This window comes from Streptomyces sp. NBC_00663, from assembly GCF_036226885.1.
Lineage (GTDB): Bacteria > Actinomycetota > Actinomycetes > Streptomycetales > Streptomycetaceae > Streptomyces.
The window spans coordinates 4,132,646-4,158,882 of the sequence record NZ_CP109027.1 but is presented as its reverse complement, the minus strand read 5'-3'; the positions used below and the strand labels follow the sequence as shown (position 1 = coordinate 4,158,882).

General features: G+C 69.3%; 24 protein-coding genes and 1 pseudogene. 15 read left to right on the top strand and 10 right to left on the bottom strand.

Translation table 11 applies throughout. The annotated features are described in order from the left end of the window. Positions 1-107 precede the first annotated feature (107 nt). The 4 genes and pseudogenes from OG866_RS18880 (at position 108) to OG866_RS18865 (ending at position 2,584) form a co-directional block, all read left to right on the top strand. Positions 108-1,151, top strand: a complete 1,044-nt coding sequence (locus OG866_RS18880) for a helix-turn-helix domain-containing protein (RefSeq protein ID WP_329336180.1) — start codon at positions 108-110, stop codon at positions 1,149-1,151. Continuing rightward, on the top strand, positions 1,148-1,837 hold the full coding sequence (locus OG866_RS18875) for a YdcF family protein (RefSeq protein WP_329336179.1): 690 nt from the start codon (positions 1,148-1,150) through the stop codon (positions 1,835-1,837). Before OG866_RS18880 ends, OG866_RS18875 begins: the two co-directional genes overlap by 4 nt. After that, positions 1,773-2,054: pseudogene (locus OG866_RS18870) on the top strand (WbqC family protein); the annotation flags it as partial. The gene OG866_RS18875 and the pseudogene OG866_RS18870, both read left to right, overlap by 65 nt. A 74-nt stretch (positions 2,055-2,128) precedes the next feature. Next, a complete protein-coding gene (locus OG866_RS18865) occupies positions 2,129-2,584 on the top strand; it encodes a WbqC family protein (protein WP_329336178.1) in 456 nt (151 codons plus the stop codon). 38 nt (positions 2,585-2,622) lie between these two features. Here the strand turns inward: OG866_RS18865 and OG866_RS18860 are convergent, their stop codons facing one another. From OG866_RS18860 to OG866_RS18835, 6 genes are all read right to left on the bottom strand, one after another. Continuing rightward, positions 2,623-3,018, bottom strand: coding sequence for a hypothetical protein (locus tag OG866_RS18860; protein WP_329336177.1), 396 nt, complete (start codon positions 3,016-3,018; stop codon positions 2,623-2,625). A 25-nt stretch (positions 3,019-3,043) separates the two neighbouring features. Further along, entirely contained in the window at positions 3,044-4,693 is a 1,650-nt protein-coding gene (locus OG866_RS18855; protein WP_329336175.1) for a hypothetical protein, read from the bottom strand. Between the two features lie 235 nt (positions 4,694-4,928). Then, the gene (locus OG866_RS18850) at positions 4,929-6,605 is read right to left on the bottom strand and encodes a mobilization protein (RefSeq protein WP_329336173.1); all 1,677 of its coding nucleotides are present in this window, start codon (positions 6,603-6,605) and stop codon (positions 4,929-4,931) included. A 4-nt stretch (positions 6,606-6,609) separates the two neighbouring features. Next, entirely contained in the window at positions 6,610-7,017 is a 408-nt protein-coding gene (locus tag OG866_RS18845) for a plasmid mobilization protein (RefSeq protein WP_329336171.1), read from the bottom strand. 375 nt (positions 7,018-7,392) lie between these two features. Then, positions 7,393-8,562, bottom strand: coding sequence for a DUF3631 domain-containing protein (locus OG866_RS18840; protein ID WP_443063539.1), 1,170 nt, complete (start codon positions 8,560-8,562; stop codon positions 7,393-7,395). A gap of 579 nt (positions 8,563-9,141) precedes the next feature. Further along, complete coding sequence (locus tag OG866_RS18835; protein WP_443063538.1) at positions 9,142-9,375, bottom strand: helix-turn-helix transcriptional regulator; 234 nt, start codon at positions 9,373-9,375, stop codon at positions 9,142-9,144. Positions 9,376-9,929: 554 nt separating this feature from the next. On the opposite strand from OG866_RS18835, the gene OG866_RS18830 reads away from it, so the two are divergent. Further along, positions 9,930-11,264: a tyrosine-type recombinase/integrase gene (locus OG866_RS18830; RefSeq protein WP_329344184.1), complete on the top strand. Its 1,335-nt coding sequence runs from the start codon at positions 9,930-9,932 to the stop codon at positions 11,262-11,264. Positions 11,265-11,328: 64 nt separating this feature from the next. On the opposite strand, the gene OG866_RS18825 is transcribed toward OG866_RS18830, so the two are convergent. Continuing rightward, a complete protein-coding gene (locus OG866_RS18825) occupies positions 11,329-11,766 on the bottom strand; it encodes a hypothetical protein (RefSeq protein WP_003974483.1) in 438 nt (145 codons plus the stop codon). Positions 11,767-12,278: 512 nt separating this feature from the next. On the opposite strand from OG866_RS18825, the gene hemL reads away from it, so the two are divergent. The 8 genes from hemL (at position 12,279) to OG866_RS18785 (ending at position 20,423) form a co-directional block, all read left to right on the top strand. Next, on the top strand, positions 12,279-13,598 hold the full coding sequence (gene hemL, locus OG866_RS18820; protein ID WP_329336168.1) for a glutamate-1-semialdehyde 2,1-aminomutase: 1,320 nt from the start codon (positions 12,279-12,281) through the stop codon (positions 13,596-13,598). Further along, the gene (locus tag OG866_RS18815; RefSeq protein ID WP_329336166.1) at positions 13,595-14,278 is read left to right on the top strand and encodes a histidine phosphatase family protein; all 684 of its coding nucleotides are present in this window, start codon (positions 13,595-13,597) and stop codon (positions 14,276-14,278) included. The genes hemL and OG866_RS18815 overlap by 4 nt, the downstream gene beginning before the upstream one ends. Positions 14,279-14,390: 112 nt before the next feature. Further along, entirely contained in the window at positions 14,391-15,662 is a 1,272-nt protein-coding gene (locus OG866_RS18810; RefSeq protein ID WP_329336164.1) for a polysaccharide deacetylase family protein, read from the top strand. Between the two features lie 66 nt (positions 15,663-15,728). After that, complete coding sequence (locus OG866_RS18805; protein ID WP_329336162.1) at positions 15,729-16,361, top strand: TlpA family protein disulfide reductase; 633 nt, start codon at positions 15,729-15,731, stop codon at positions 16,359-16,361. Positions 16,362-16,425: 64 nt separating this feature from the next. Continuing rightward, positions 16,426-17,148 carry a cytochrome c biogenesis CcdA family protein gene (locus OG866_RS18800; RefSeq protein ID WP_329344183.1) on the top strand — a complete coding sequence of 241 codons (723 nt, stop codon included), beginning with the start codon at positions 16,426-16,428 and terminating at the stop codon, positions 17,146-17,148. Between the two features lie 3 nt (positions 17,149-17,151). Then, positions 17,152-18,855 (top strand): cytochrome c biogenesis protein ResB, encoded by a 1,704-nt coding sequence (resB, locus tag OG866_RS18795; RefSeq protein WP_329336160.1) that lies wholly within the window; start codon positions 17,152-17,154, stop codon positions 18,853-18,855. Beyond that, the gene (gene ccsB / locus OG866_RS18790; RefSeq protein WP_329336158.1) at positions 18,852-19,949 is read left to right on the top strand and encodes a c-type cytochrome biogenesis protein CcsB; all 1,098 of its coding nucleotides are present in this window, start codon (positions 18,852-18,854) and stop codon (positions 19,947-19,949) included. Before resB ends, ccsB begins: the two co-directional genes overlap by 4 nt. Before the next feature lie 63 nt (positions 19,950-20,012). Next, a complete protein-coding gene (locus tag OG866_RS18785) occupies positions 20,013-20,423 on the top strand; it encodes a hypothetical protein (protein WP_329336156.1) in 411 nt (136 codons plus the stop codon). Here the strand turns inward: OG866_RS18785 and OG866_RS18780 are convergent. Next, complete coding sequence (locus OG866_RS18780; RefSeq protein ID WP_329336154.1) at positions 20,410-21,399, bottom strand: isopenicillin N synthase family dioxygenase; 990 nt, start codon at positions 21,397-21,399, stop codon at positions 20,410-20,412. The genes OG866_RS18785 and OG866_RS18780 overlap by 14 nt on opposite strands. After that, positions 21,380-21,829, bottom strand: a complete 450-nt coding sequence (locus OG866_RS18775) for a nucleoside deaminase (protein WP_329336152.1) — start codon at positions 21,827-21,829, stop codon at positions 21,380-21,382. The genes OG866_RS18780 and OG866_RS18775 overlap by 20 nt, the downstream gene beginning before the upstream one ends. A 92-nt stretch (positions 21,830-21,921) precedes the next feature. Between OG866_RS18775 and OG866_RS18770 the strand changes: the two genes are divergently transcribed. Both OG866_RS18770 and OG866_RS18765 read left to right on the top strand, forming a co-directional pair. Continuing rightward, entirely contained in the window at positions 21,922-23,181 is a 1,260-nt protein-coding gene (locus OG866_RS18770; RefSeq protein WP_329336151.1) for a PucR family transcriptional regulator, read from the top strand. A 108-nt stretch (positions 23,182-23,289) separates the two neighbouring features. Beyond that, complete coding sequence (locus OG866_RS18765) at positions 23,290-24,657, top strand: cytochrome P450 (RefSeq protein ID WP_329336149.1); 1,368 nt, start codon at positions 23,290-23,292, stop codon at positions 24,655-24,657. A 103-nt stretch (positions 24,658-24,760) separates the two neighbouring features. Here the strand turns inward: OG866_RS18765 and argG are convergent, their stop codons facing one another. Next, a complete protein-coding gene (gene argG / locus OG866_RS18760) occupies positions 24,761-26,215 on the bottom strand; it encodes an argininosuccinate synthase (protein WP_329336147.1) in 1,455 nt (484 codons plus the stop codon). Positions 26,216-26,237 lie beyond the last annotated feature (22 nt).

The window sequence follows — 26,237 nt, the reverse complement described above, 5'->3', positions numbered from 1 at the left end:
GGCTGCCGTGAACGGCCTTGAAATGACCTGCTGTTGCACTTCCGTTGCACTTCCCGCCCTACGTCGTCACCGAGAGTGCTTCCATACGTGACGGAGGGAGGTAATCCGTGGTCAACGTGCAGCAGTGGACAGGCCAGGAGGCGAGAGCCCTTCGCGCCGCCCTGCGTATGAGCACCCGTGCCTTCGCCGAGCACCTCGGTGTGGCTCTGCGCACGGTGGCCAAGTGGGAGAGCCTCGGCGCCGGAACTCAGCCCCGTCCCGACACACAGGCGATCCTCGACACCGCGCTCGCACGGGCGGACACCGCGGCCCAGGCCCGGTTCGAAACGCTGTTGTTCCCCGCGCGGAAAGCCGTGAGACCGGCGGATTACGAGACCTGGACCGAGGACATCGAGCGCGCCGTGGTCTGTGTCAGCCGTCAGGACTTTCCCTTCGCCTCGACCTTGCTGAATCGGTGGCTGGTCAGCCAAGGCCCCCACGAGCTCGACGACAAGGGCCTATACCTGTACGGGCGTTCGCTTGTCCTGCTCGGCGATGTGCAACGGGACCAGGGCGCGATCCTCGGCCCACTGTCCGCTCGCCAGTCCTACCTCACCGCGCGCGGCATGTTCTCCGAGCTCGGCATCCCGCGCAGGGTGGCCCAGATTGAGCTGTCCCTCGCTGTCGTACGGGAGATGTCAGGCCAGCTCGATGCCGCCGCTCATCGATACGAGCAGCTCGCCGCGGACGAACGCCTCAGCCGACGCGACCGAGCCAGGGCCCTGCTGTGGATCGGCACGGCCCTGAGCAAGGAAGGCAACAACGGCTACGCCACGGAAGTCATGACGGCCGCCACCCGCGAGTTCGAGGAACTCGGCGAGCCTGACGACTGGTCCGTGGCGCACCAGAAGCTGGCCCTCGCGCATCGCGGTATCGGCGACCTGACAGAGGCACTGCACTACATCGACATCGCGCGCACCACGGGCACGGTCGACTCCCCGATGCAGCGGGTGCGGTTGGACACCGCGTACGGGCACATCCTTCTGTCGGATGCGGCGACCCGGAATGATGGGCTGTCCGTCCTCGATCAGGCGGCACAGGTGGCCCGCCAGTACGGGCTGAGCCACCAGCTGCGCAGCATCGAGGGCATCCGAACGGGCCAGCAGGGATGAGCCAGGGAGTGCCAGTGCCCCAGCACGAGCAGCGCCAGATCACCGAAGAGCAGTTCCACGACGCGACTCTGATCTGGAACTACCACCAGATGGGCCACGAACAGCGGCTCTGCTCGGCGGCGATCGGCCTGGGCAGCCACGACCTCGGGGTGGCCACCACGGCCGTCGATCTGTACCGCGACGGCCTGTTCCCGGTTGTGGTCTTCAGCGGCGGCAACAGCCCCACTACGAGTGCCCGCTTCCCGCGCGGCGAGGCCGTGCACTACCGCGAGCACGCGCTGAGCCTGGGTGTGCCGGACGAGGCGATCCTGGTCGAGGCGAAGGCCGCGAACACCGGCCAGAACATCACATTCTCCCGCGAGCTGCTGGCCGAGGCCGGCATCGCGGTGGAGTCGCTGCTGCTGATCTCGAAGCCGTACATGGAGCGCCGCTCGTACGCGACCTGCCGCAAGCTGTGGCCCGAGGTGGAGCTGGTGTGCGCCTCCGAGCCACTGGAGTTGGACGACTACATCAAGTCCATCGGCGACGAGAAGCTCGTCGTCGACATGCTCGTCGGCGACCTGCAACGGGTGATCGAGTACCCGAAGCTCGGCTTCGCCGTCGAGCAGGACGTACCGGGGGATGTGCATGACGCCTACGAACGCCTCCTGGGTGCGGGTTTCGACAGCCGCCTCATCAGCACCTGACCCGTCGCACGTCGGCCCGCCGGGCGGGGTGTGCGCGATCCACCAGCCGAACCTCTTCCCACGGCTGTCCACGCTCGCCAAGCTGTACGCCGCCGACCGGTGGATCGTGCTGGACGACGTCCAGTTCGCTCGGCGCGACTACCAGCACCGGGCTCGGCTGGCGGCCCTGGACGAGCCCGCACGGCAGCAGTGGCTCACACTCCCGACGCACCTGCCCAACGGGCGCTCGACGCTGATCAGCCAGGCGCGGCTCGTTGATCCCGGGCGGTCGCGCGGACGGTTCAGCTGCTCGTGCGGCAGTACTACGGCGGCAGCCCCTACTGGGATGCGGTCTCTGAGGTCGTGGACGCGCTCGTGGACGACCTTGCCACCACGGATCGCGTGGCTGATCTCGCCCGAACATCGACAATTGCCCTGCTCAACGTCGTCGGATGGTCAGGGGACGTGCCGGAAAGCAGCGAGATCCCGACCAGGCAAGGACGGTCCGAGCGCCTCGCCGACCTTGCGGCAGCCACCTGTAGCACCCACTACCTGTGCGGCACCGGCGGTCTGCGTTACCTTGACACCGGCCCCTTCGATGTCCATGGCATTCCCGTGGTCCCTTTCCACACCCCTGTGGGCGACTCCCTCTGGGCGTGGGCCAGGCGATCAAGCAGCCTTTGGGCCCTGAGCAAGATCGGGCCCGCGGAGCTGGCGAACCAACTGACTGCCCAACGAGATGCCCATCACCTTGGAGTCCCTGCATAACCGAGCCGAAGCCTTCGAGGGAGACGTCTTTCCTCTGGTCAGGAGCCGGGGAGCAGCGCCAGGACGGTGGACTGGACGAGTTGCGCGGCGGTGAGGAGGTTGGGGATGCCGCCGCAGCGTTCGACGAGGTTCTGGAGCATGTAGCGCAGGGTGCCGGGATCGCGTTCGGGTTCGTCCAGGCGCGGGGTGATCATGTCGAGGTCGCGCAGGGCGGCGTCCACTTCGGGGTACTGGCCGCGCAGTTCTTCCAGGCGGCGTCGGAGTCCCTCGATGCTTTCGCGGGCTTCGGTGACGGCTTCGTTGGTGATGTTGTTGGTCTGGCTGACGTTCTGGGAGAATGCTGCAGCTTGGGCGGGCCCGGTCATGTGACCGGTGTTGATGATCCCGAAGTTGGGACCGTTCGGGACCGGGTCGGGCTGGCGGCGGCTGGCCATGCGGGGCTCCTGGGGGTCTTGCCGGTCAGTTCGTCATGGAGGGGTTGGCGGAGAACGGCGTGGCCTGCACGGGGCCAGTCATGGTGCCGCCGTTCATGACGCCGAAGTTGTAGATCGCGGTGGCCTGTTGCTGGTAGGCGGCGATGTCGACGTTGTGGTTGCGCAGGAAGATCTCGGTGGAGTCGAAGACGCGGCGCTGCATCATCTGCACGTAGTAGCGGGCGTCGTCGTTCGTGTGCATGTCATCGATCCAGCGGACGCTATGGACCTCGCGAAGGCTGACCGGTCCGCTGCCGGGATCGAGTTCAGGGCGCTTGCGCGGCGTGCGGCGTATGAGCCGGTCGAGCCCCACGTACATGTCGCCGAGGGCGTTGAAGGCCGTGCGGCCAAGCCACTTGAGGGTGCGGGGGTCGGCGGGCTTGAGTCCGGCGACCTTCGGGTTGAGCGGACCCATGATGTGCGGGCGGACGGTGACGCGTAGGAAGCCGCCCTGGTAGGCGAAGTGGACGAGTATGGCGGCGATGAGGTCGCCGTTCCAGGCGGTCACACGAGCCCAGATGTAGCGGCGGGCGATCTCTTCGGCGGGCTTGTCACCGAAGCTGTCCACGGCGAGCGTGTGCAGACTGCGCCACGTGTCGTCGTCGATCTGGTCCCAGCGTTTGTAGTGGATACCGGCGATCCCGATGACCTCCATGCGCGGGATGGGGTGGTCTCGGTGATGAGCAGGCGCCGGGTCGTCCAGGCGGCGTGCGACATGGGCGTGCAGTTGGGCGACGGTGAAGTGCTTCAGCGGCTTGCGGGCCACAGGCTTGTTGTGCTTGGCCAGCGCCTCCAAGACCGCCTTGGCCACCTCGGCCGTGTCCGGCTGGCCCGGGCTTTGCCCCGGCGAACCGAAGCCTGGGACCGATCCGGTGGTGTCTCCTTCCTCGTCTTGGCCCTCGGGGGCGGGCTCGATGTCGATGCCGATGACCGCCTCATGCCATGCCTGCAGACCTGCTCCGAGGAACCGATGCCTGTCCCCGCTTGAGCGACGCTCGTGGAGGTACGGCAGGGCGTGAGCCTGCGCGGCAGGGGCGGGCGCGTGTAGTTCTCCAGCCAAGAGAGCGTTGAACCGCTCCTGCGCCAGATAGCGCTCGACCAGGTAGACGCCCCACACGCCGGCCAATAGAACCAGGGCTGCCCAGCCCGCGGTCAGAGCGCCGGCGATCGTCTGCCAGACGACGAGCGTGATCACTGCGAAGACGGCTGCCCGTCGTCTTCGCATGTGGCGGATGGCTCGGTCGCTCGCGTGAATGACGGGTTCCTGGTGGAATCCGTAGACCGGCACCGGCCGGGCTGACTTCTTGATGCGACGCCGGACCCAGACCGCGTAGTCCTCGCCCAGCACGACCGATGGAGGCGTCGGCTCGGCGGTGTCGGCGGCCTTTACTTCCTCCTTGGCGGGGAACAGCCATCGCAGGCGTTTCCGCACCGCTGCCTTCAGCGCTTTCCATAGTTCCGCCAGTTGGGTGCACAGTACGGCGAGCCAGTCCGTACGGGCGAAGGCAGCGGCACTCAACCGGCGAGTGACGCCCTCGGTGTACGCGCCGTGCCGGATCACTTCCCCGGCACCGTCCGCAGTCCCCAGCGGTATCGCAGGCGCCGAAAAGGCTGACTGGTGCTCTGCGAACGCCAACTCCCCACCCCCGTTTCTACCGGCCGGCCGCGATGACGCCTCGGCAGGCACAGAGGGGCATCGTCCACGTGCTCGACGAGCGCGACCAGACCGCAAACCGGCACAAGCCGTGCACGGAGATGCCCTGTTGAACATTGACCGAAAGGCGCCTGTAGTCCGAAGTCGATCAGCCCGTGGTTCGGATACTCGGAGCTTCGTCGTGCATCCAGAAGTTGATGGCTCGACGAGAGCCTGATCAGTGCTTCCGACTCCGGAGTTGCTGCAACGCTGGCATGGCGTGGCGTTCTACGGCGTGGCGTGCGGTGGCTGTCTGCGCTCGTGGGCTGGGGGCATGACGCTCGCCGAGGCGCCGGATGCGCCAGGTCAGTACGCGGGCGGGGCTGTGGGCGTCCTCCAGGGTGCGCCGGCCGAGCGCCTGGTCGAGGACGGTGGCCGCGTTGTGTCCCGCCGCTTCTGCCTCGGCGAGCACGGTGGTGAGTGCGTCCCAGGCGGGGTCGTTGAGGATGCGCTCGGCGTGTTCCGGTACGACCTCCTGGAGGTGGTAGGCGAAGCGGCGCTTGATCTGGAGGCTGGGGGAGCGGTTCGCGAGGTCGGTCAGGACCGGCTCGGCGACCCGCGCGTACGCGACCTGCAGGTGGAGGAGGGCCTGCTGTGCGGCCACCTCCTGCTGGGCATGCTGGCGGGTACGGTGCCAGTGCATCGCGAACGCCACGGCAGTGAGCATGGCGTCCAAGAGCATCGTGAATCCGGTCCCATCCCGGTCCTGGGGGCGGTCGCGCAAGATCGCCTGGACGTTGCCGCGTAGGACGCGGGTGCTGTTGAAGTCGGCGGTGATGCGGGAGCGGGTGGCGCGCTCGAAGGCAGCCGCGGCCTGTTGGAGTTTGGCCCTGAGCGCGGCCGGCGCGGTGACCGGCAGGAGGTCCAGAGCCGCGCCGAGCGCGACCAACTGTCCTTGAGCCGTGGGGTCGTCGCCGTGGGTGAGGTGGTGAGGGATGCGTTCGGTGGCGGCGGTGGCCTGGTGCCAGGGGTTGCCCGGGCGAGCGGGGGCAGGTTCGGGGCTGGTGGTGGCGAGGCGTTGGCGGATCTTGGGGAGGGAGAGGTCGGGGGCGAGAGTGGAGCCGGAGTAGAAGACCGGCTCGCCCTTGTCGTTGGTGTCGCCGGGCAGGGCGAAGTTGCAGCCGAGGGCGTCGCCAGACGGGCCGAGCTTGAGGCGCACGGTCACGCCGGTGGCGTCCAGTAGGGCGAAGAACTCGGCCTCGTCGGCTGCAGCGGCGACGGCACGGCGGACCCGTAGCCGCAGGACCTCACGTGTGGCCGCTTCCTGGCCCAGACGCTTGGCCTTGAAGTGCTCCTTGCTGGTGGCGCGTTTGGCGGCGGTGCCGTCGCCCGGCTTCAACCGCCGTAGCCCGTAGTCGACTTCGATCTGGCGGGCTTCGCGTTGGACGGCCCGCTGGTCGTAGTCGCGTCGAGGGCGGCGGGCGTCCTGGCGTACGAGGGTGGCGGCGATGTGGATGTGGTCGTCGGCGTGGCGGACGGCCACCCAGCGGCAGGCTTCCGTATCGCCTTCGGGGGCGATGCCGGCGGCAGCCACGATCCGACGGGCGATGTCGGCCCACTGGGCGTCGGTGAGGATCGGGTCCTCGGGTGCGGCGCGGATGGGGCAGTGCCACACGGTGTGCTTGGGTGCCTTGTCGCCCAGCATCTTCACGGGCTGATCGAGCTGCGCGGCGAGCTGATCCTCCACCTCCTTCGGGTCGCGGTGGGGGCTGCGGCCAGGGTCGGGGGCGAAATCGTTCCAGGAAGCCACCAAGTGCGGGTCGATGTGCTCGTTGGCCCGGCCCTTGCTGAAGAGGTAGCCGATCGTGCGGCGCGTCGCCTTCGGCCCCTTGCCGAGGATGATCTTCGGGATCAATGACTCACCGTCCCTCTGTGATCTGGGCGACCGCTGCGTCCAGCTCGGCGATGGACGCCTCGACGCGGGCCAGGAGCCGTTGGACGGTGTCGGTGTGGGGCCAGGCGCCGTCCTGGTGGAGGTGCCAGGTGAGCTGGTTGAGGTTGCTGCCGACCTTGCCGAGCTGCCCGTTGGCGGCCATCAGCGTCTTCATCAGGGTGCGGTAGTCGGCGACGGCTGCGGTGGGGTCGTCGGCGCGGGCGGCGGCGAGGGCGCATTCGGCGACGTAGCCGCCGGGTTTCATGCGGCTCAGGGCAGCGGCCTTCTGGACGAGGGCGAACTCGGCGTCGCTATAACGGGGATGGACACGGCGCTCGCGCAGCTGCTTGTCACGCAGACGACGACGCGGCGCGGGGCGGTGGCGCTCGTGCAACGACGATTCGCCCCCTGTCTCGTTCGGCACCCCCGGGCCGAACGACCCCGGCGCCCCTGCGCCGGATGCCTCCGCCTCCCCCGGGGCGGGGGCCGGGTAAGGACTCCTTATCCGACAACTTGCTGCGCTGTCTGGGGCTGGTGTGGTGTCCGTCTGCTGCCGAGCTGTGGGGAGCTCGTGGTGCTGTTCTTGCATGGTGTGCTCCGGTGGTGAGGGACTGTGTCACGCGCGTCGCATCCGTCCCATGCCTGGTCAAGACAGGTACGGACACTCGGGCAGGTACGGAGCCGTCCGTCCCGGTGAGGACATCCGTCCCCGCGCTGACCTGCGCGGGGACGGATGCGACGAAGCGATATGGACCCAGGGAGAGGCGGGTCAGCGGGCGCGATTGGGGCCAGCCGGGCCGCCTGGCGGGCCGACGGGTAGCTGACCTGTCAGGGCCGCGGGCGGCTTGCCCTGGGTGGGGCGCGCGGGTGGGGCGTCGTGCGCGGGGGCGGGCGTCGTCCCGGTGAGGCCGGGGCAGTGCCGGGCCCAGCTGTCGAGGAACTGGTTACGGGCGTACCCCTTGGCCTGCCTGCCTTTGTCGAACCGGTAGTTGGCCGGGCGGATTTCGAAGCCCCGGAGCATGCTGCCCAGGTGGTAGGCGTTGAGGCCCTTGGTGCCGTGTTCCGCCCAGGGAGCGTCGGGGTCCTGGAGCAGGGCCGTGACCAGATCCAGGGAGGACAGGGCCTCAGGGTTGCCGTGTGCCTCGAAGATGCGGTGGATGTCGCGCAGCAGTCGCGTCTTCAGGTTGGTCTGCTGGTCCTGGACGGTCTCGTAGCGGGTCATCGCCACGCAGGCCGCACGGCCACTGGCGGGCCAGTGGCCGCCGGCCAAGTCGGCGATGATCACCAGCGGCTCCCAGGTGTCCGCCGCCCGGTCCTCCACCGGCATCGTGGGCGCCATGCGGCTGGCCGTGCCGCGCAGCGGTCCCAGCCAGGCGGCGAGTCTGTCCCGCAGCGCGTTCAGTTCCGGTGTGGCGTAGCGCCAGCGGAACGGGGTCACCTTCTCGCCGGGCTTGCGCTTTTGCATGCGGAGCACGACCGCCCTGTCGGTGATCGTGTCGGGCAGGTCGCCTATCGAGGCCAGTGCGGCCATGGCGAAGGTCGGATACGGGGTCGGCTTGTGCTCCGGACCGGAGATGCGCCAGGCGGGCCGGTTGCGTTGGTGTCCGGCGTTCAGCAGGCCGCGCAGTTCCTCGTTCTCGCCGGCCTTGGGGCCGACGATGGTGTCGGCCTCGTCCACCAGGATCGTGTGCGGGTTCTTGCCGATCACCCGGAACAGCACCGCCGTGGACATGTTCACCGTCATGATCGGCTGGTGGACGGTCTCGTGGAGGACGTCCAGCACCCGGGACTTGCCGCAGCCCCTCGTCGGGCCTACGACTGCCAGACGCGGCGCGTGCTGCAGAGCGGTCTGGATATGCGTGGCCGCCACCCACAGCGTGACCGCGGTCAGCGCCTCCTCATTGGGCAGCACGACGTACTTGCCGATCGTCGCCCGCAACTCATCCAGCAGTTCCGCACCCTCACCGGGACCGGCCCCCTCCTGCGGGGCGGTCCCCGGCGACTGGCGGGGACGGTGCTCACGGTCCCCATTGCGGTCCCCTGGTGCAACTGCAGCCTCTTGGGGACCGGTCCCCGATTTCACGGCGTTGGCCTGCGGGTTTGCGCCTGACGTCGATTCGGGGACCGGGGCATGCGGGGACCGAGCAGTGGGCACGGCGCGGGGACGGTCCCCAACAGCAGCATCAGCAGACAGCTGGGGACGGTCCCCGTGTGCGTGCGCATCTGCCGGGTGTCCGACGGGCCCCGACGCGGGAGACCGTGTGTCCGCCGGATCCCTGCGGCGCCAGGGGATGCCTTCGCCGGGGACGGCGGGCGTGGGCCAGCCGGTGGGGGAGGTGTTCGTGGAGTTGGGGGACGTAGAGTCCTCCATAGGCGTTCCTCTCCGGTGGGGGCAGGACGGGCAAGGTCCTGCCCCTCACCCGCTCGTTCGTTCAGGGATGGGCGATCAGTTGGGAATACTTCGGCCCTCGGCGTTGGCGCGCCGGGGGCCGCTTCGTTGGCCGCGCCGGACGCGGGGTCAGACCGTGAGGTCGTACGACGTCTGGGCATCCAGCCACGTGTCCACCTCCCGCCAGCGGTAGCGCAGGTGACGGCCGACCTTGTGGACGCTGGGGCCGGTGCCCCGGTACTTCCACTGGTAGAGCGTCTTCACCGGCACCCCGAGGTAGGCGGCCACGTCGGTGGGGGTGGCGAGCTGGTCACGCTCGGCGGCGGCAAGACGCGGCAAGTGGTTCGGCAATGAGGTCTCCATATCGGGTTCAGGTTTTTGGATGGGTGGTGCGGCCAAGGCGGCTATCCCCCCAGGGGAGACCCAAAGAAGCTTCCGATTCTCTGGTCTACTTCTCCGGCATGGCTGGGGAAGAGCAAAACAGTAAGGGGCGATCCCCGGTTGCCGAAATCGCGCCTATGGCAGCCGAAATTTACTGCGGCCACGTGACTGGCGGAAGTGCCGGAATCCGGTACCTCTACAGTTCAGAGCTGTGGCCTGGATGTCGGGAGGGGTGCGGTCAGCCCACCGGGCACCCTGGCTGATAGACGCCTAAATCGCCCATCTTTTTGATGCCGAGGGAAGGTAGCACGGTCGCCGACCCGGAAAGGCTTGTGGTGTTCCGGAATTTGATGAGACGAACACCACTTCACCCCGGAACGACTTGTGGAGAGTTTAAGAACTAACCCTTGCCATGGCGTCCGGCTGCAAGTTACAGCTATCTGTCATGGAAACCCGACCTGTCGAAATAGGCCCCAGCGGCCTCCACACCGCCCCTCAGACCCCCGAGGTCATCCAGGGGGCCCCTCTTGGCTGACGTGTACGACCGCTGGCACAAGTCCCACCCCAAGCCCGCCGAAGCCGAGTGCGGCGACCACAAGGGCCGTACGAAGCGGATGGTCCCCACCGCTGACCACGGCGTCGGCAAGCGCTGGCAGGTCCGCTACCGCGACCTGGACGGGCAACAGCGCAAGGAGAACTTCGACACGAAGGCTGCGGCCGACAACCGCGCCGCCGAAGTCGACGTCGAGATACGGCGCGGCTCCTACGTCGTCCCAGCCGAGACGAAGCAGACGCTCGGGGCCTACGCGCAGAAGTGGCTCGACGCGAACTCCGTGGGGCCGACGACCGCCCTGCGCTACGAGGCGACCGTCCGCAACCACATCGTCGAGCACCTCGGTCGACGCGAACTTCGATCCCTCAACCAGCCCTCGATCATTCAGGGTTGGATCCGCACGCTCCAGGACGGCGGCCTGGAGGTGTCCACGATCGAGGGCATCTTCGACATCCTCTCCAGCATCCTCGGCTCGGCCGTGGAGGACGGGCTGCTGCCGAAGAAGCCCTGCAAGGCGAAGTCGGTCAAGCTCCCGACCGCGACCAAGAAGAAGATCATCCCTTGGTCGCTGGAGCGAGTCCGCGCGGTCATCGCCGGACTCCCGAAGCGCTTCCAGGCCGGCGGCAAGCTCGCCTTCGGCTGCGGCCTTCGCCAGGGCGAGGTGTTCGGCTTCGCCGTCGAGGACATCGACTTCAAGGGCGGCTGGATCCACGTCAATCGTCAGGTGCGGCTCGTCGGCACCAAGCCCGTCTTCGCCCTGCCTAAGGGCAACAAGATCCGGTCAGTGCCCCTGCCGGCCCAACTCGCCGCAGCCATCAAGGCTCACATGAAGGAGTTCCCGCTGACCGCAGTCACCCTGCCCTGGGCCAAACCGGACGGCGAACCGAAGACCTTCCGCCTCCTCTTCGTCGATGCGAAGGCTCGGGCGTACAACCGAAGTGTCTTCAACATGGGCGACTGGAAGCGCGCCCTTGCCGCGGCTGGCGTGATCCCTCCCCGCGAGCGCGGCGCGCGTTACCTCCAGGCGGCGCCGGACGACGGGATGCACGCCCTCCGGCACGCGTACGCCTCCGTGCTCCTGGACGCGGGGGAGAGCATCAAGGCGCTCTCCGAGTACCTCGGACACTCGGACCCAGGCTTCACGCTACGGACGTACACGCACCTGCTGCCGTCCAGCGAGACTCGCACGCGCAAGGCGATCGACGACGCCTTCACGGAAGAAGCCGAGGCGGAAGACGAGGGCGACCGGCCCGGTACCCAGGGCACATCAGCACCCCCAGCAAAACCAATGTGCCCTCAATGTGCCCTGGCCGCCTGACGGCCCCCCGGCACCAAAAAGGGCGAGGCCCGTAGACCCCGCCCAACCTGCAAGAAACCCCAGCTCACGGCCAAACAAGGCAATAAGGCTGATGCCCCGCCTCATGCAGCCGATGGCTGAAGTCCTGCCACTCGTGCAGCAGCTGGTACACGTTGAACGCGTCCCGCGGGCCACCCCGGTCCGGCACCGTCGACCAGATGAACGCCGCGGCGCCCACCGCCTCCTCGCCGATGCCCCGGAGCGGGTCCACGACCGTCATGGGGAGCTTGACCACCGCGTAGTCGGGGTGGAGGACGACCAGTTCCAGCGGGGGGACCTTGTGGAGCGGGACGCCCTCTATGCCGGTGAGGACCATGGCGGCCATCGTCTCCGGCTTGATCTTGGTGAACATGCCGTTCATCCCGAGCTCGTCGCCGCCGAGTTCCTCGGGGCGCATCGAGATCGGGACGCGGGCCGCGGTCGCGCCGTCGGGCGCGCCGAAGTACTTGTACGTCACCCCCACCCGACCACCATTCCTGCTCCCCGACCTCAGCCGATCGATCCGACGTTCGATACGTCGATCGTCCGCCTCTGACTCACCCGGTACACGTGCTGCCTCTGCGGCTTCCTCCGCGTCGCGTCGGTGCCTTCCCCGCCGGGCACGTCGAGGACCCAGGTCATCAGTCCCCTCGCCCAGTCCGCCACCGCGATGCATATCTCCACCCGACTGCTTTTCTAGGACGCGTGGCCCCCGCCGCGCAACCCGATCATCGTGTCAGTGACCTCCCCCACGGCCGCCCGCCGAAACGTGCGTTGAAACACCTGTCCGCAGGATCCTCACCGGGATCCTCACAGGGATCTTCGCGGCCTGTCGAGCACCACGGGCCGTACGAGCTGTGTGTATCAGGTCCCAGTTTCGCAGATGCCACCGCACCTCAGCCCGCGGTCGGCCGGGGGAGCTCCGGAGGGGCCCTGGCCTACCCTGAGGAGGAAAGTCGCCCACCGGAGTCCGAGAGGTCGGAGAAGTCGCAGGTCATGAGCGAAACGCCCTATTCATATGATGCGCCTGCCTCACAGGCCCTGTTCGACCGTGCGGCCACTGTCACACCGGGCGGCGTGAACTCCCCGGTGCGCGCCTTCCGCGCCGTGGGCGGCACGCCCCGGTTCATGGTGTCGGGCCGCGGTCCGTATCTCACCGACGCCGACGGGCGTGAGTACGTCGACCTGGTCTGCTCCTGGGGGCCCATGATCCTCGGGCACTCCCACCCCGACGTGATCGCCGCCGTGCAGGACGCCGTCTCGCGCGGCACCTCCTTCGGCACGCCCGGCGAGGGCGAGGTCGCGCTCGCCGAGGAGATGGTCGAGCGGATCGCGCCCCTCCAGCAGGTGCGGCTCGTCTCCAGCGGCACCGAGGCGACCATGTCCGCCATCCGCCTCGCCCGCGGCTTCACCCGACGCACCAAGGTCATCAAGTTCGCCGGGTGCTACCACGGTCACGTGGACTCGCTCCTCGCCGCCGCGGGCAGCGGGGTGGCCACCTTCGCGCTTCCCGACACGCCCGGCGTCACCGGTGCCCAGGCCGGCGACACCATCGTGCTGCCGTACAACGACCTCGAAGCCGTGCAGGAGGCCTTCCACCGGCACCCCGGTGAGATCGCCTGTGTCATTACGGAGGCCTCGCCCGGCAACATGGGCGTCGTCCCGCCGCGGCCCGGCTTCAACCAGGGGCTCAAGGACGCCTGCTCCAAGAACGGCGCCCTCTACATCTCCGACGAGGTCATGACCGGCTTCCGCACCAGCCGCGCCGGGTGGTACGGCATCGACGGCGTCGAGCCCGACCTCATGACCTTCGGCAAGGTCATGGGTGGCGGGTTCCCCGCCGCCGCGTTCGGTGGGCGCGCCGATGTGATGGCCCACCTCGCTCCTGCCGGGCCCGTCTACCAGGCCGGCACCCTCTCCGGTAACCCGGTCGCCACCGCCGCCGGTCTCGCCCAGCTGCGCCTGCTCGACGAGGCGGCGTACGACAAGGTCGACTCCGTGTCGGCGGCCGTCCAGTCGCTGGTCACCGAGGCGCTCTCCAAGGAAGGCGTCGCACACCGGGTGCAGACCGCCTCCAACATGTTCTCCGTCTTCTTCACGGACCGCGAGGTGCGCGACTACGAGGACGCCAAGAAGCAGGAGTCCTTCCGCTTCACCGCGTTCTTCCACTCGATGCTGGCGCAGGGCGTCTACCTTCCGCCCTCCTCCTTCGAGTCGTGGTTCGTCTCCACCGCCCATGACGAGCAGGCGGTTCAGAAGATCGCCGACGCCCTTCCGGCGGCGGCCCGTGCGGCAGCGGAGGCCACGGCAGCATGACCGGCAACACTGACATCACCGTCGTCCACGTCATGCGGCACGGCGAGGTCGCCAACCCGGACGGCATCCTCTACGGCCGCCTCGCCGGGTACCACCTCTCCGAGCTGGGCCGGCAGATGGCCGACCGGGTCGCCGAGCACCTCTCCTCGCGGGACGTGACGTACGTCTGCGCCTCCCCGCTGGAGCGGGCGCAGGAGACCGCGACGCCGATCGCCAAGGCGCACGGCCTCGACCTCGCGACCGACGAGCGGCTCATCGAGGCCGACAACGTCTTCCAGGGCAAGACCTTCGGCGTCGGCGACGGCGCGCTGAAGAACCCCGACAACTGGAAGCACCTCGTCAACCCCTTCAAGCCGTCCTGGGGTGAGCCGTACGTCGACCAGGTCGTCCGCATGATGGGGGCGCTGGACGCGGCGAAGGACGCGGCGCGGGGGCACGAGGCGGTGCTGGTCAGCCATCAGCTGCCGATCTGGATCGTGCGGTCCTACGTCGAGCGGCGCCGGCTGTGGCACGACCCGCGCAAGCGGCAGTGCACGCTCGCCTCGCTGACGACGTTCACGTACCAGGGCGACAAGATCGTGTCGGTGGGCTACTCCGAGCCGGCGATCGACCTCGTCCCGGCGCATCTGCGTGCGGGCGCCAAGCCGGTCAAGGGCAAGGACAAGGCCTTCGGGGCCTGAGTTCCCCTTGGGCGGGTCTGTTACGTAATCGCGAAAAAACAGACGGAACGCCTCCGTTCGTCCCGGCCTCTGAAGGGGTGACCACCAGAGAACGTGACGAACGGGGAATGCCATGCGCACTCTCACCCGCAGGGGAGCAATAGGACTCGGCGTCGGGGGTGCCGCCGCCGTCGGGCTCGCCGGGTGCGGCACTCTCACGTCGTCAGACGGGCCGAGCCCGGCTCCGGGTTCCACCACCGGCGACAAACCCGGCAAGAAGACACCCAGCGCCCGCCCCATCGGCGACGGCTCCACCTCGTACACCGGCAAGCAGCCCGGCCAGCCCGCCAGGCCCGAGCCGCTGGAGCCGGGGCAGACCCCGCCGCAGTTCGTCGTCTTCTCCTGGGACGGGGCGGGGGAGGTCGGCAACGGGCTCTTCCCACGCTTCCTGGACCTCGCCAAGGAGCACGGCGTCCACATGACCTTCTTCCTCTCCGGGCTGTATCTGCTGCCCGAGTCGAAGAAGCGGCTCTACGACCCGCCCAACAACCCGGTCGGCGCCTCCGACATCGGCTATCTCACCGACGACCACGTCAAGGCCACCCTCACCAACGTGCGCCGGGCCTGGCTGGAGGGCCATGAGATCGGCACCCACTTCAACGGCCACTTCTGCGGCGGCTACGGCAGCGTCGGCAACTGGACGCCCCAGCAGTGGCGCAGCGAGATCGACCAGGCCAAGTCCTTTGTGAAGGAGTGGCGGACCAACACCGGGTGGACCGATCTGCCGGCCCTTCCCTTCGACTACGAGAAGGAGCTCGTCGGCGGTCGTACGCCCTGTCTGCTCGGGCAGGACAATCTGCTGCCCACCGCCAAGGAACTGGGCTGGCGGTACGACGCCTCCTCGCCCGGCGGGCGGCAGGTGTGGCCGGTGAAGACGGGCGGGCTGTGGGATCTGCCGCTCCAGCAGATCCCGTTCCCCGGGCGCAGCTTCGAGGTCCTCTCGATGGACTACAACATGCTCGCCAACCAGTCGATCAACTCCACCAACGCGCCCAGCCACAATTACCCGGGCTGGCGCAAGCAGTCCGCCGACGCGTACATCGCCGGCTTCCAGCGGGCATACGAGACAAATCGTGCCCCCTTCTTCGTCGGCAACCACTTCGAGCACTGGAACGGCGGCATCTACATGGACGCCGTGGAGCAGGCGCTGAAGCACATCGCCGCCGAGAAGGAGAAGGGCGAGGACGTACGCCTCGTCTCCTTCCGGCAGTTCGTCGACTGGATGGACGTACAGCGGCCCGAGGTGCTGGAGAAGCTGCGCGGGCTGGATGTCGGGCAGGCACCTGCCGGGGGCTGGGCCTCCTACATGAAGGACACGAAGAAGAGCTCGGTGAACGCCGCCTGATATGCGGGTTTCCGCCCGCGAGGGGGGTGCGCAAGATCCCCGGAACGGGCATGCGAAACTTTTCACATGAGTGCCGCCAGCAGCGCCCCCCAGCGCCCGAACCGCACCACGCGCACCCGTCGCCGGGCCCTGCTCCTGACCGGAGCCGCGGCGGCCGCCGCGCTGACCCTGTCCGCGTGCACCTCCGGCGGAGTGTCGGGGGGTGGCGGCGACACCAACTTCATCACCGGCAACAACGGCGTCGACACCGTCGCCGAGGGCAAGCGGACCGCGGCGCCCGAGCTGTCCGGCGAGACCATCGACGGCAAGCAGCTGTCCACCGCCGACTACAAGGGCAAGGTCCTCGTCGTCAATGTGTGGGGCTCCTGGTGCTCTCCGTGCCGGGCCGAGGCGAAGAACCTCCAGACCGTCTACGAGAAGGTCAAGGGCCAGGGCGTCGAGTTCGTCGGCCTCAACACGCGGGACGCCAGCACCACCCTCGCGAAGTCCTTCGAGAAGGAGTTCGGGATCACCTACCCGAGCATCTACGACCCGACGGGCAAGCAGATGCTCCGGTTCAAGAAGGGCACCCTCAACCCGCAGTTGATCCCCTCCACGCTCGTCATCGACCGGGACGGCAAGCTCGCCGCCCGCGCGTTGCAGGCGCTCAGCGAGGACACACTGCTCGGCATGATCAAGCCCGTCCTCGCGGAGAAGTGACGTGAGCGCGGCCGTCACCGGAGTGACCACGCTCGCCGCCGGGGTGGGGCAGAACGACACCGTGATGAGCGGCGCCCTGCTGCTCGCCCTGCCGATCGCCCTGCTCGGCGGACTCGTCTCCTTCTTCTCCCCCTGCGTCCTGCCGCTGGTGCCCGGCTATCTGTCGTACGTCACCGGCGTCAGCGGCACCGATCTCGCCGAGGCCCGGCGCGGGCGGATGGCCGCCGGTGCCTCCCTGTTCGTCCTCGGCTTCACCATCGTCTTCGTCTCCGGCGGGGCGCTGTTCGGCTACTTCGGACAGACCCTCCAGGAGGAGCGGGACGTCCTGTCCAAGGTGCTCGGCGTCCTCATGATCCTCATGGGCGTCTTCTTCATGGGCATGATGCCCTGGCTCACCCAGCGCGAGTTCCGCTTCCACACCCGGCCCGCCACCGGGCTGGCCGGCGCCCCCCTGCTCGGCGCCCTGTTCGGCATCGGCTGGACGCCCTGCATCGGGCCCACGCTGTCCTCGGTGCAGACGCTCGCCATGCAGGACGGCAGCGCCCTGCGCGGCGCCATACTGACCGTCGCCTACTGCCTCGGCCTCGGTGTCCCCTTCGTGCTCGCTGCCGTAGCCTTCCGCAAGGCGCTCGGCGCCTTCGCCTGGGTCAAGCAGCACTACGTCTGGGTGATGCGCATCGGCGGCACCATGATGATCCTGACCGGTGTCCTGCTGCTGACCGGCGCCTGGGACAGCATCGTGCAGGAGATGCAGGCCTGGTCCAACGGCTTCACTGTGGGGATCTGATCGATGAGCAAGACGACAACCGACCCGACCCCGCCCACCGGCGAAGAGGACCTCGGCGCCGCCGGCTCCCAGCTGTCCACCGCGCCCGAGGACACCCTGAACATGCCCTCCCTGGGCGTGATCGGCTGGGCCCGCTGGTTCTGGCGCCAGCTCACCTCCATGCGGGTCGCGCTGCTGCTGCTCCTGCTGCTGTCGCTCGGCGCGATCCCCGGCTCGCTGATCCCGCAGTCCGGGACCGACGAGACGAAGGTCGCCCAGTTCCGCAAGGACAACCCCACCCTCGGTGACCTCTACGACAAGCTCGGCCTCTTCCACGTCTACAGCTCGGTGTGGTTCTCCGCGATCTACATCCTGCTGTTCGTCTCCCTCGTCGGCTGCATCATCCCGCGCACCTGGCAGTTCGTCGGCCAACTGCGCGGCCGTCCGCCGGGTGCCCCGAGGCGCCTGACGCGGCTGCCCGCGTACACCACCTGGCGCACCGAGGCCGAGCCCGAGCAGGTCCGCGCCGCCGCCCTCGCCCTGCTCAAGAAGCGCCGCTTCCGCGCGCACCTCGCCGGTGACGCGGTCGCCGCCGAGAAGGGCTATCTGCGCGAGGTCGGCAACCTCGCCTTCCACATCGCCCTCATCGTGATGCTGATCGCCTTCGCCTGGGGTCAGCTGTTCAAGATGGAGGGCAACAAGCTGATCGTCGAGGGCGGCGGGTTCTCCAACACCCTCACCCAGTACGACGACTTCAAGTCCGGCAGCCTCTTCACCCAGGACGACCTGGACCCGTTCAGCTTCAAACTGAACGACTTCCAGGGCACCTACGAGAAGAACGGCCCCAACCGGGGCACCGCGCGCACCTTCCAGGCCGCCCTCTCCTACAGCGTGGGCGCCTACGGCAAGGCCAAGAAGACGACCGTCAAGGTCAACGAGCCGCTGGAGATCGGCGACTCGAAGGTCTATCTGACCGCCCACGGCTACGCGCCCGTCATCACGGTCCGCGACGGCAAGGGCAATGTCGTCTACCACGACGCGGTGCCGCTGCTGCCGCTGGACAGCAACATCACCTCCTCCGGTGTCGTCAAGGTCATGGACGGCTACCGCGACGCCAAGGGCGTGCGGCAGCAGCTGGGCTTCGAGGCCTTCTTCCTGCCGACGTACACCCCCGGCAACGAGGTGTCCTCCACCTTCCCCGCGCTGGGCAACCCGGTGCTGAACCTGGCCGGCTACTACGGCGACCTGGGTGTCGACTCCGGTGTCCCGCAGAGCGTGTACCAGCTCGACAAGTCGCATCTGAAGGCGTTCAAGGACTCCAAGGGCCAGCAGCGGGAGAACCTGCGGCCCGGCCAGACCATGAAGCTCCCGAACGGCGCCGGCTCGATCACCTATGAGTCCACCGAGGAGTGGGCCAACTTCCAGGTGACCCGCCAGCCCGGCAGCGGCTGGGCGCTGGCCGGCGCCATCGCCGCGATCTTCGGCCTTGCCGGCTCCCTGTTCATCCAGCGCCGCCGGGTGTGGGTGCGGGCGGTCAGGGGCGACGACGGCGTCACGGTCGTCGAGATGGCCGGACTCGGCCGCAGCGAGTCCGCGAAGGTGCCCGAGGAACTCGGCGCCCTCGCCGACGTCCTCTACGACCAGGCTCCCGGTGCACCCGAACCGGACGAAGACTCCACCGACACACCCGACCCCCAAGTCGTACCTGCCGAAAGGCTCGAGAAGTGACTCTCGCCGCTGCGACGGATCTGGCCGCCGCCACCAACGAACATCTCGCGAACCTCAGCAACACGCTGATCTACTCCGCGATGGCCGTCTACACGCTGGCCTTCTTCGCCTACATCACCGAATGGATCTTCGGCAGCCGCAGCAAGATCGGCCGCACGGCCGCCGCGCTGACAGCCGACCCGGCGGAGCGCAAGGCGCCGGCGGTCACGGTGAAGAAGGGCGGCTCCACCGCCGTACTGGAACGGCCGCAGGTCGTCGTACGGGCCGCTGCCGGTCAGCGGGACGTGCCGGACGGGCCCGGGGCGCACGGCGGGGACGAGCAGGGTGACCTCTACGGGCGTATCGCCGTGTCCCTCACGGTGCTCGCCTTCCTCATCGAACTCGCCGGGGTCATCGCCCGCGCGGCCTCGGTGGAGCGGGCGCCCTGGGGCAACATGTACGAGTTCAACATCACCTTCTCCACGGTGGCCGTCGGCGTGTACCTCTCGCTGCTGGCGCTGAAGAAGAACGTGCGCTGGATGGGCCTGTTCCTCATCACCTCGGTCCTCCTCGATCTCGGTATCGCCGTCACTGTCTTGTACACCGCCAGCGACCAGTTGGTTCCCGCCCTCCACTCGTACTGGCTGTACATCCACGTCTCCACGGCGATCCTGTGCGGCGCGGTCTTCTACGTGGGCGCGGTCACCACGATCCTGTACCTGTTCAAGGACTCCTACGAGAGCAAGCTCGCGGGCGGCGGCAAGCCCGGCAAGTTCGCCACGTCCTTCCTGGAGCGCCTGCCGGCCTCCTCCTCCCTCGACAAGTTCTCGTACCGGGTCAACGCGGCGGTCTTCCCGCTGTGGACCTTCACGATCATCGCGGGCGCGATCTGGGCGGGCGACGCGTGGGGCCGCTACTGGGGCTGGGACCCCAAGGAGACCTGGGCCTTCATCACCTGGGTCGCCTACGCCTGCTACCTGCACGCCCGCGCCACGGCCGGCTGGAAGGGCCGCAAGGCCGCCTACCTGGCTCTCCTCGCCTTCGGCTGCTGGCTGTTCAACTACTACGGCGTCAACATCTTCGTGAGCGGAAAGCACTCCTACGCGGGCGTGTAAGTCCGTACCCGGACGCGTGGCGGGCAGCGTGCGGATCGCCGCGCCACGCGTCACGCTGGTGTCATGAGTGGATCCGTTGAGCAGGGCAGCAGCCAGAGCCACGGGAACACGCGCATCCTCCACTTCCTGGTGCGGCTTCCGCGGCCCATGGAGGTGGTGTGGCCGGTGCTCGCCACCGCCGAGGGGCTGGGGGGCTGGCTCACCGGGGTCGAGGTGCTCGAACCCCGGCTCGGTGGGGCCGTCGGGCTGGGGGAGCTGGGGGCCGGGCAGGTCACCGCGTGGGATGTGGAGCGGGTCGCCGAGTACACCGTGGAGGGCGGCCGGGTCCGGTTTCATCTGGAGCGGGACGGGGAGGACGGTTCGGTCCTGCGGTTCACCCATGAGTTCCAGCATGAGTTCCAGGGAGAAGGGGCCGCCGAGCCGCTCTGGCGGGCGCGCTTCGAGCGGCTCGTGGAGAGCCTCAGTCAGTCGTGACGTCGACCGTGATCGAGTCCAGCTGGCCCCGCAGATACACATGCGAGTCCACCGGCTCGTACGCCACGCGTCCGATGGGCGCCGGGACTGATTCCACCCGCGTCCCCGGGGTGCACTCGCCGAAGTAGACGAGGGACATGAGCTCCTCGGCGGGGGCGTCGGCGGGGGGCGGGAGGACGCGGTGGCGGCCCGAGCGCCAGCGGTCTCCCGTCCAACGGGCCATCAGGTCACCGATGTTGATGGTGAACGCGTCCGGGTCGAAGGGTGCGTCCTCCCAGCCGCCGGCGTCCGTCCACACCTGCAACCCGCCCTTGCCCGCCTGCCGGTCGAGGATCGTCACCGTGCCGAAGTCGGTGTGCGGGCCGATGCGGAACTGGCCGGGTTCCGGCTGGCCGACGACCTCGGTCCCCGGGTACCAGTTGATGTTGAAGCCGTAGGTCGGATGGTCCATGTGGCGGGAGAAGAAGTCGGGTTCGAGGCCGAGGGCCTCACCCAGCAGACTCAACAGCTCCTTCTCCAGGGCGGCCATCCTCTCCAGGTACTCCTCCACCAGCGCCCGCAGCTCCGGGACTTCGCCGGGCCAGACGTTCGGCGCGTACCACTCCGCGTTGACGACCGGGTCGTCGAACGGCTCGTGCGTCGCGAAGGACAGCGACTCCTTCAGGTCGGGCGGGGTCTCCGTGCCCTCCGAGTAGCCGTTCGCCTCCGCGCCCGGCCCGAGCCAGCCCCGCCCGCCGACCTTCACGGCGTACGGCTGCTTGACGTCGGCGGGGAGCCGGAAGAACGCGCGTGCGGCCTCGCGGATGGCCGCGCGCAGGGCAGGGTCCACGCCATGACCCGTGACCAGCAGGAACCCGGCGGTCTGGAGCGCCTCGTCGACGGTACGGGCGAAGCCGGCCCGGACCTCGGGGTCGCCGTCCGTCCACGGCTTCAGATCGATCGTCGGGATACGGGGCTCACTCACCGATGTCCTCATTCCACAGAGCCGGGTTCTTCTCGATGAAGTCGCGCATCATCGACACGCATGCGGGGTCGTCGAGGAGCACGATCTCCACGCCGTGCTCCGCCAGCCAGTCGTGCCCGCCGTGGAAGGTGGCCGCCTCGCCGACCACCACCCGCGAGATACCGAACTGGCGGACCAGGCCGGAGCAGTACCAGCAGGGGGAGAGCGTGGTGACCATCGTCGTGCCCCGGTAGGAGCGCTGTCTGCCCGCCGCGCGGAACGCCGCCGTCTCCGCGTGCGTCGACGGGTCGTCGTCCTGGACGCGCCGGTTGTGGCCGCGGCCGAGCAGCGTGCCGTCGGCGCCGTAGAGCGCGGCGCCGATCGGGATGCCGCCCTCGGCGAGCCCGGCGCGGGCCTCGGCGACGGCGGTCGCCAGCCAGGTGTGTGCCTGAACCTGATCCATACGTCCACTCTGCTGTGACCGAAACACGAGGGCAACGTGCGGAAAGTACTCTCCGGGCAGCCCACAGCCGGACGAACTGTCGGGAGGCGCGCATGCCCGCACTCACCCTCCGCGAGATCCTGGCCCTCGACCCCGTCCGCGCCACCGAGCCCGAGCTGCTCGCGGGCGCCGAGGGCCTGGACCGGCCGGTGCGCTGGGTGCATTCGAGCGAGGTCTACGAGGGGGCCAACTTCCTCGACGGCGGCGAACTGCTGCTCACCAACGGGTTCGGGCTCACGGACGCCGAGGAGGAGGTGCGCCGGCGGTACGTGCGGGAGCTGGCCGCCCGCGGCGCCGCCGGGCTCGCGGTGGAGGTCGGGCGGTCGCTGCCCGCCATGCCCGCCGAGGTGACCGACGAGGCCCGCCGCCTCGGCCTGCCGCTGCTGGCGCTGCGCCGGGTCGTGCCCTTCGTACGGATCACGGAGGCCGCCAACCGGGCGATCGTGGCGCGGGGGCTGTCGGGGCGCGATGTCGTACGGCCCTGGGGTGACGACCATACGGCGGCCCTGCTCGCCGACCTCGCCGACCGGGCGGCGCTGAACCAGCCCGAGGTGGAGGCGCGGGCGGCGCTCGCCGGGTTCCATCCGGGGCCGGGGGTGCGGCTGCTCGGGGTGTCCGTGCACGGGACGCGGGAGACGGGGGCGGTGGACCGGGCGGTACGGGTGCTGGGCGGGGCGAGCGGGCTGCGGGCCGCGTTCCCGGGGGACGTACTGGCGCTGCTGGCGCTGCCCGCGGTCCGCGCCGGTGACCCGGTGCGGGCGGTGCAGGACGCCTTCCGCGCCACCGCCGCGCCCGGTCTGACGGTGGCGGTCGGGCACGCCGTCGCCGCGGGGAGCGGCTGGCTGCGCTGGAGCGACACGCTGCGGGCGGCCCGTACGACGCTGGAGTTGGCGTTGACCGTGCCGGCCGCCGAACCGGCCGCTCCCGACGGCCCGTTGGTGACCTCCTCGCGGGCCCTCGCCCTGGAGCGGGAGCTGACCCGGGGCGGTGTGGACGCCAACCGTGAGCGCCTCGCCGGGCTGGTCCAGCACGCGCTGGGCCCGCTCCTCGACTGGGAGGCGGCCCACCCGAGCGACCTGGTGCGCACGCTGGAGACCCATCTGCGCAACGGCTGCTCCCCGACCCGCACGGCGGCGCTGCTCCACATCGGCCGCCAGTCCCTCTACCAACGGCTGGAGCGGATCGAGTCGTTGCTGGGGCTGGAGATCGGCGATCCGGATCTGCTGGGGGAGCTGCTGGCGGCGGCCTGTGCGCACCGGGTGGTGCGGGGCAAGGGAGGAGAGGCGCTGGGCGGGCTGCGGACGGTGGCCTGAGGCCGGCCGGTCGTCCCACGTGGCGCAGGACACGTTCATGACAGGATTGCACTGGGGAAAGGTCAGGGAAGCCATAGGGCGCCCATGACTGCCGTGAAGGGATGACCCGTGACGTCCACTGCGCCTCCCCCCATACCCCGGGCCGCAGGATCGTTTCCGCTCATCGGCCACGCGCTGAAGATGCGCGACAACCTCGGCTTCATCGACTCCCTGCGCGAGACACGGGAACCCCTCGTCGAGATCGTCCTACAGCCAGGGACGCGCACCATCGTCGTCCAGGACCCGGCCCTGATCCACCAGATGCTCAAGGCCCTCGGCCCCAGCCTCGACAAGGGACGCCTCTACGACAAGCTGGGCCAGCTGCTGGGCGACAGCGTCGTCACCGCCACCGGCCGCAACCACGTCCGCAAACGCCGCCAGCTGCAACCGGCGTTCGCCCACACCGAGATCAGCCGGTACGTCGACCTCATGCGCGCCGAGGTGACGGCCACCGTCGCCGCCTGGGAGCGCGGGCGGCCTCTCGACGTGCGCGAGGCGATGGTCGGGCTCAGCCTCGACATGCTGGCCAAGACGGTGTTCGCCGGCAGCCTCGACGAGGCCATCTTCCAGCGGCTGCGCAGCAACCTCTCGGTGGTGATGAACGGCGTCGGCGTGCGCATGATGCTGCCCGACTGGGCCGAGCGGCTGCCGCTGCCCTTCAACCGCCGCTTCGACCGGGCCCGTGCCGGGGTGCGCGCCACCATCAACACCGCCGTCGACGAACTCCAGGCCTCCGGGCACGACACCGGGGACATGCTCTCCATGCTGCTGCGCGCCGTCGACGAGGAGACCGGTCGGCCGCTGACCGGGCACCAGATCAGCTCCGAGATCTTCACCCTGGCCGTGGCGGGCACCGAGACCACCGCGTCGGTGCTGTCCTGGACGCTGTACGAACTCGCCCGCAACCCCGGCGTCGAGGCCACGGTCCTGGCCGAGCTGGACGAGGTCCTCGGCGAACGGCCGGTGACCTTCGACGACGTGCCCCGGCTGCCGTACCTGAACCGGGTCATCACCGAGACCCTGCGGCTGCACCACCCCGGCTGGCTGGTCACCCGGCGCACCATGGAGGAGACCCGGCTCGGCGGGTGGACGCTGCCCGCCGGCACCGAACTGGCCTACTGCCAGCACGCCCTGCACCGCGACCCCGCGCGCTTCCCCGACCCCCTCGCCTTCCACCCGGACCGGTGGCTCGACGCCGCGCAGACGCTTCCGCCGGGCGCGTTCCTGCCCTTCGGGGACGGCAAGCACAAGTGCATGGGGGACCGGCTGGCCCTCACCGAGATGGTCACGGCGCTCGCCACGATGCTGCGTTCGGTACGGCTGGAGCTCGCCGAGGGCCAGGTCGTTCGCCAGGTCGCCCGGCTCACCGTACGGCCGCGCGCCCTGCGGATGACCGTCCGCCCCCGCGACCGCTCCCGGGCCGGGGCCGGTCTCTAGGGACTCGCTCTTCGCCGAATGCCGGAAGGCCGGCCCCGGTGGGAGGGGCCGGCATTCGGCTGTTTCGGCTGTGAGGTGTCGCGTGAGGTGTCGCGTACGGCCGTCAGTCCGTGCCGGACTCCATCGCCGCGCGGTCCAGCAGGGCCTCGTCCTCGGAGACCTCACCGCGGGAGGCGATCGCCTCGGCGCCACCCTCGGGCAGCTCCGGCATGGTGCCGATGAGGCCCGTCGCGGCGGCCTGGGAGGCGCCGACGGTGGGGCTGCCGGTGCCGATCAGGCCGAGGCCGACGTACTGCTCCAGCTTGGCGCGGGAGTCGGCGATGTCGAGGTTGCGCATGGTCAGCTGGCCGATGCGGTCGACGGGGCCGAAGGCCGAGTCCTCGGTGCGCTCCATGGAGAGCTTGTCCGGGTGGTACGAGAACGCCGGGCCGGTGGTGTCGAGGATCGAGTAGTCCTCGCCGCGGCGCAGCCGCAGGGTGACCTCGCCGGTGATCGCCGCGCCGACCCAGCGCTGAAGCGACTCACGGATCATCAGCGCCTGCGGGTCCAGCCAGCGGCCCTCGTACATCAGCCGGCCGAGGCGGCGGCCCTCGATGTGGTACTGGGCGAGGGTGTCCTCGTTGTGGACGGCGTTGACGAGACGCTCGTACGCGGCGTGCAGCAGGGCCATGCCCGGCGCCTCGTAGATACCGCGGCTCTTGGCCTCGATGATCCGGTTCTCGATCTGGTCGGACATGCCCAGGCCGTGGCGGCCGCCGATGGCGTTGGCCTCCATGACGAGGTCGACCGCCGTGGCGAACTCCTTGCCGTTGATCGTGACCGGGCGGCCCTGCTCGAAGCCGATCGTCACGTCCTCGGCGGCGATCTCGACCGAGGGGTCCCAGAACTTGACGCCCATGATCGGGTCGACGGTCTCCAGGCCGGTGTTCAGGTGCTCCAGGGTCTTCGCCTCGTGCGTGGCGCCCCAGATGTTGGCGTCGGTGGAGTACGCCTTCTCGGTCGAGTCCCGGTAGGGCAGGTCGTGGGCGACCAGCCACTCCGACATCTCCTTGCGGCCGCCGAGCTCGGTGACGAAGTCCGCGTCCAGCCAGGGCTTGTAAATCCTGAGGTGCGGGTTGGCGAGCAGGCCGTAGCGGTAGAACCGCTCGATGTCGTTGCCCTTGAAGGTCGAGCCGTCGCCCCAGATCTGGACGTCGTCCTCCAGCATCGCCCGCACCAGCAGCGTGCCGGTAACGGCACGGCCCAGCGGCGTGGTGTTGAAGTACGCGCGCCCGCCGGAGCGGATGTGGAACGCGCCGCAGGTCAGCGCGGCCAGGCCCTCCTCGACCAGCGCCGCGCGGCAGTCGACCAGGCGGGCGACCTCGGCGCCGTACGCCTTGGCGCGGCCGGGCACCGAGGCGATGTCGGGCTCGTCGTACTGGCCGATGTCGGCGGTGTAGGTGCAGGGGACGCTGCCCTTGTCGCGCATCCACGCGACCGCGACGGAGGTGTCGAGGCCGCCCGAGAAGGCGATGCCGACGCGCTCGCCGACGGGGAGGGAGGTGAGGACCTTGGACATAGGAAGATTATGCATGGCGATG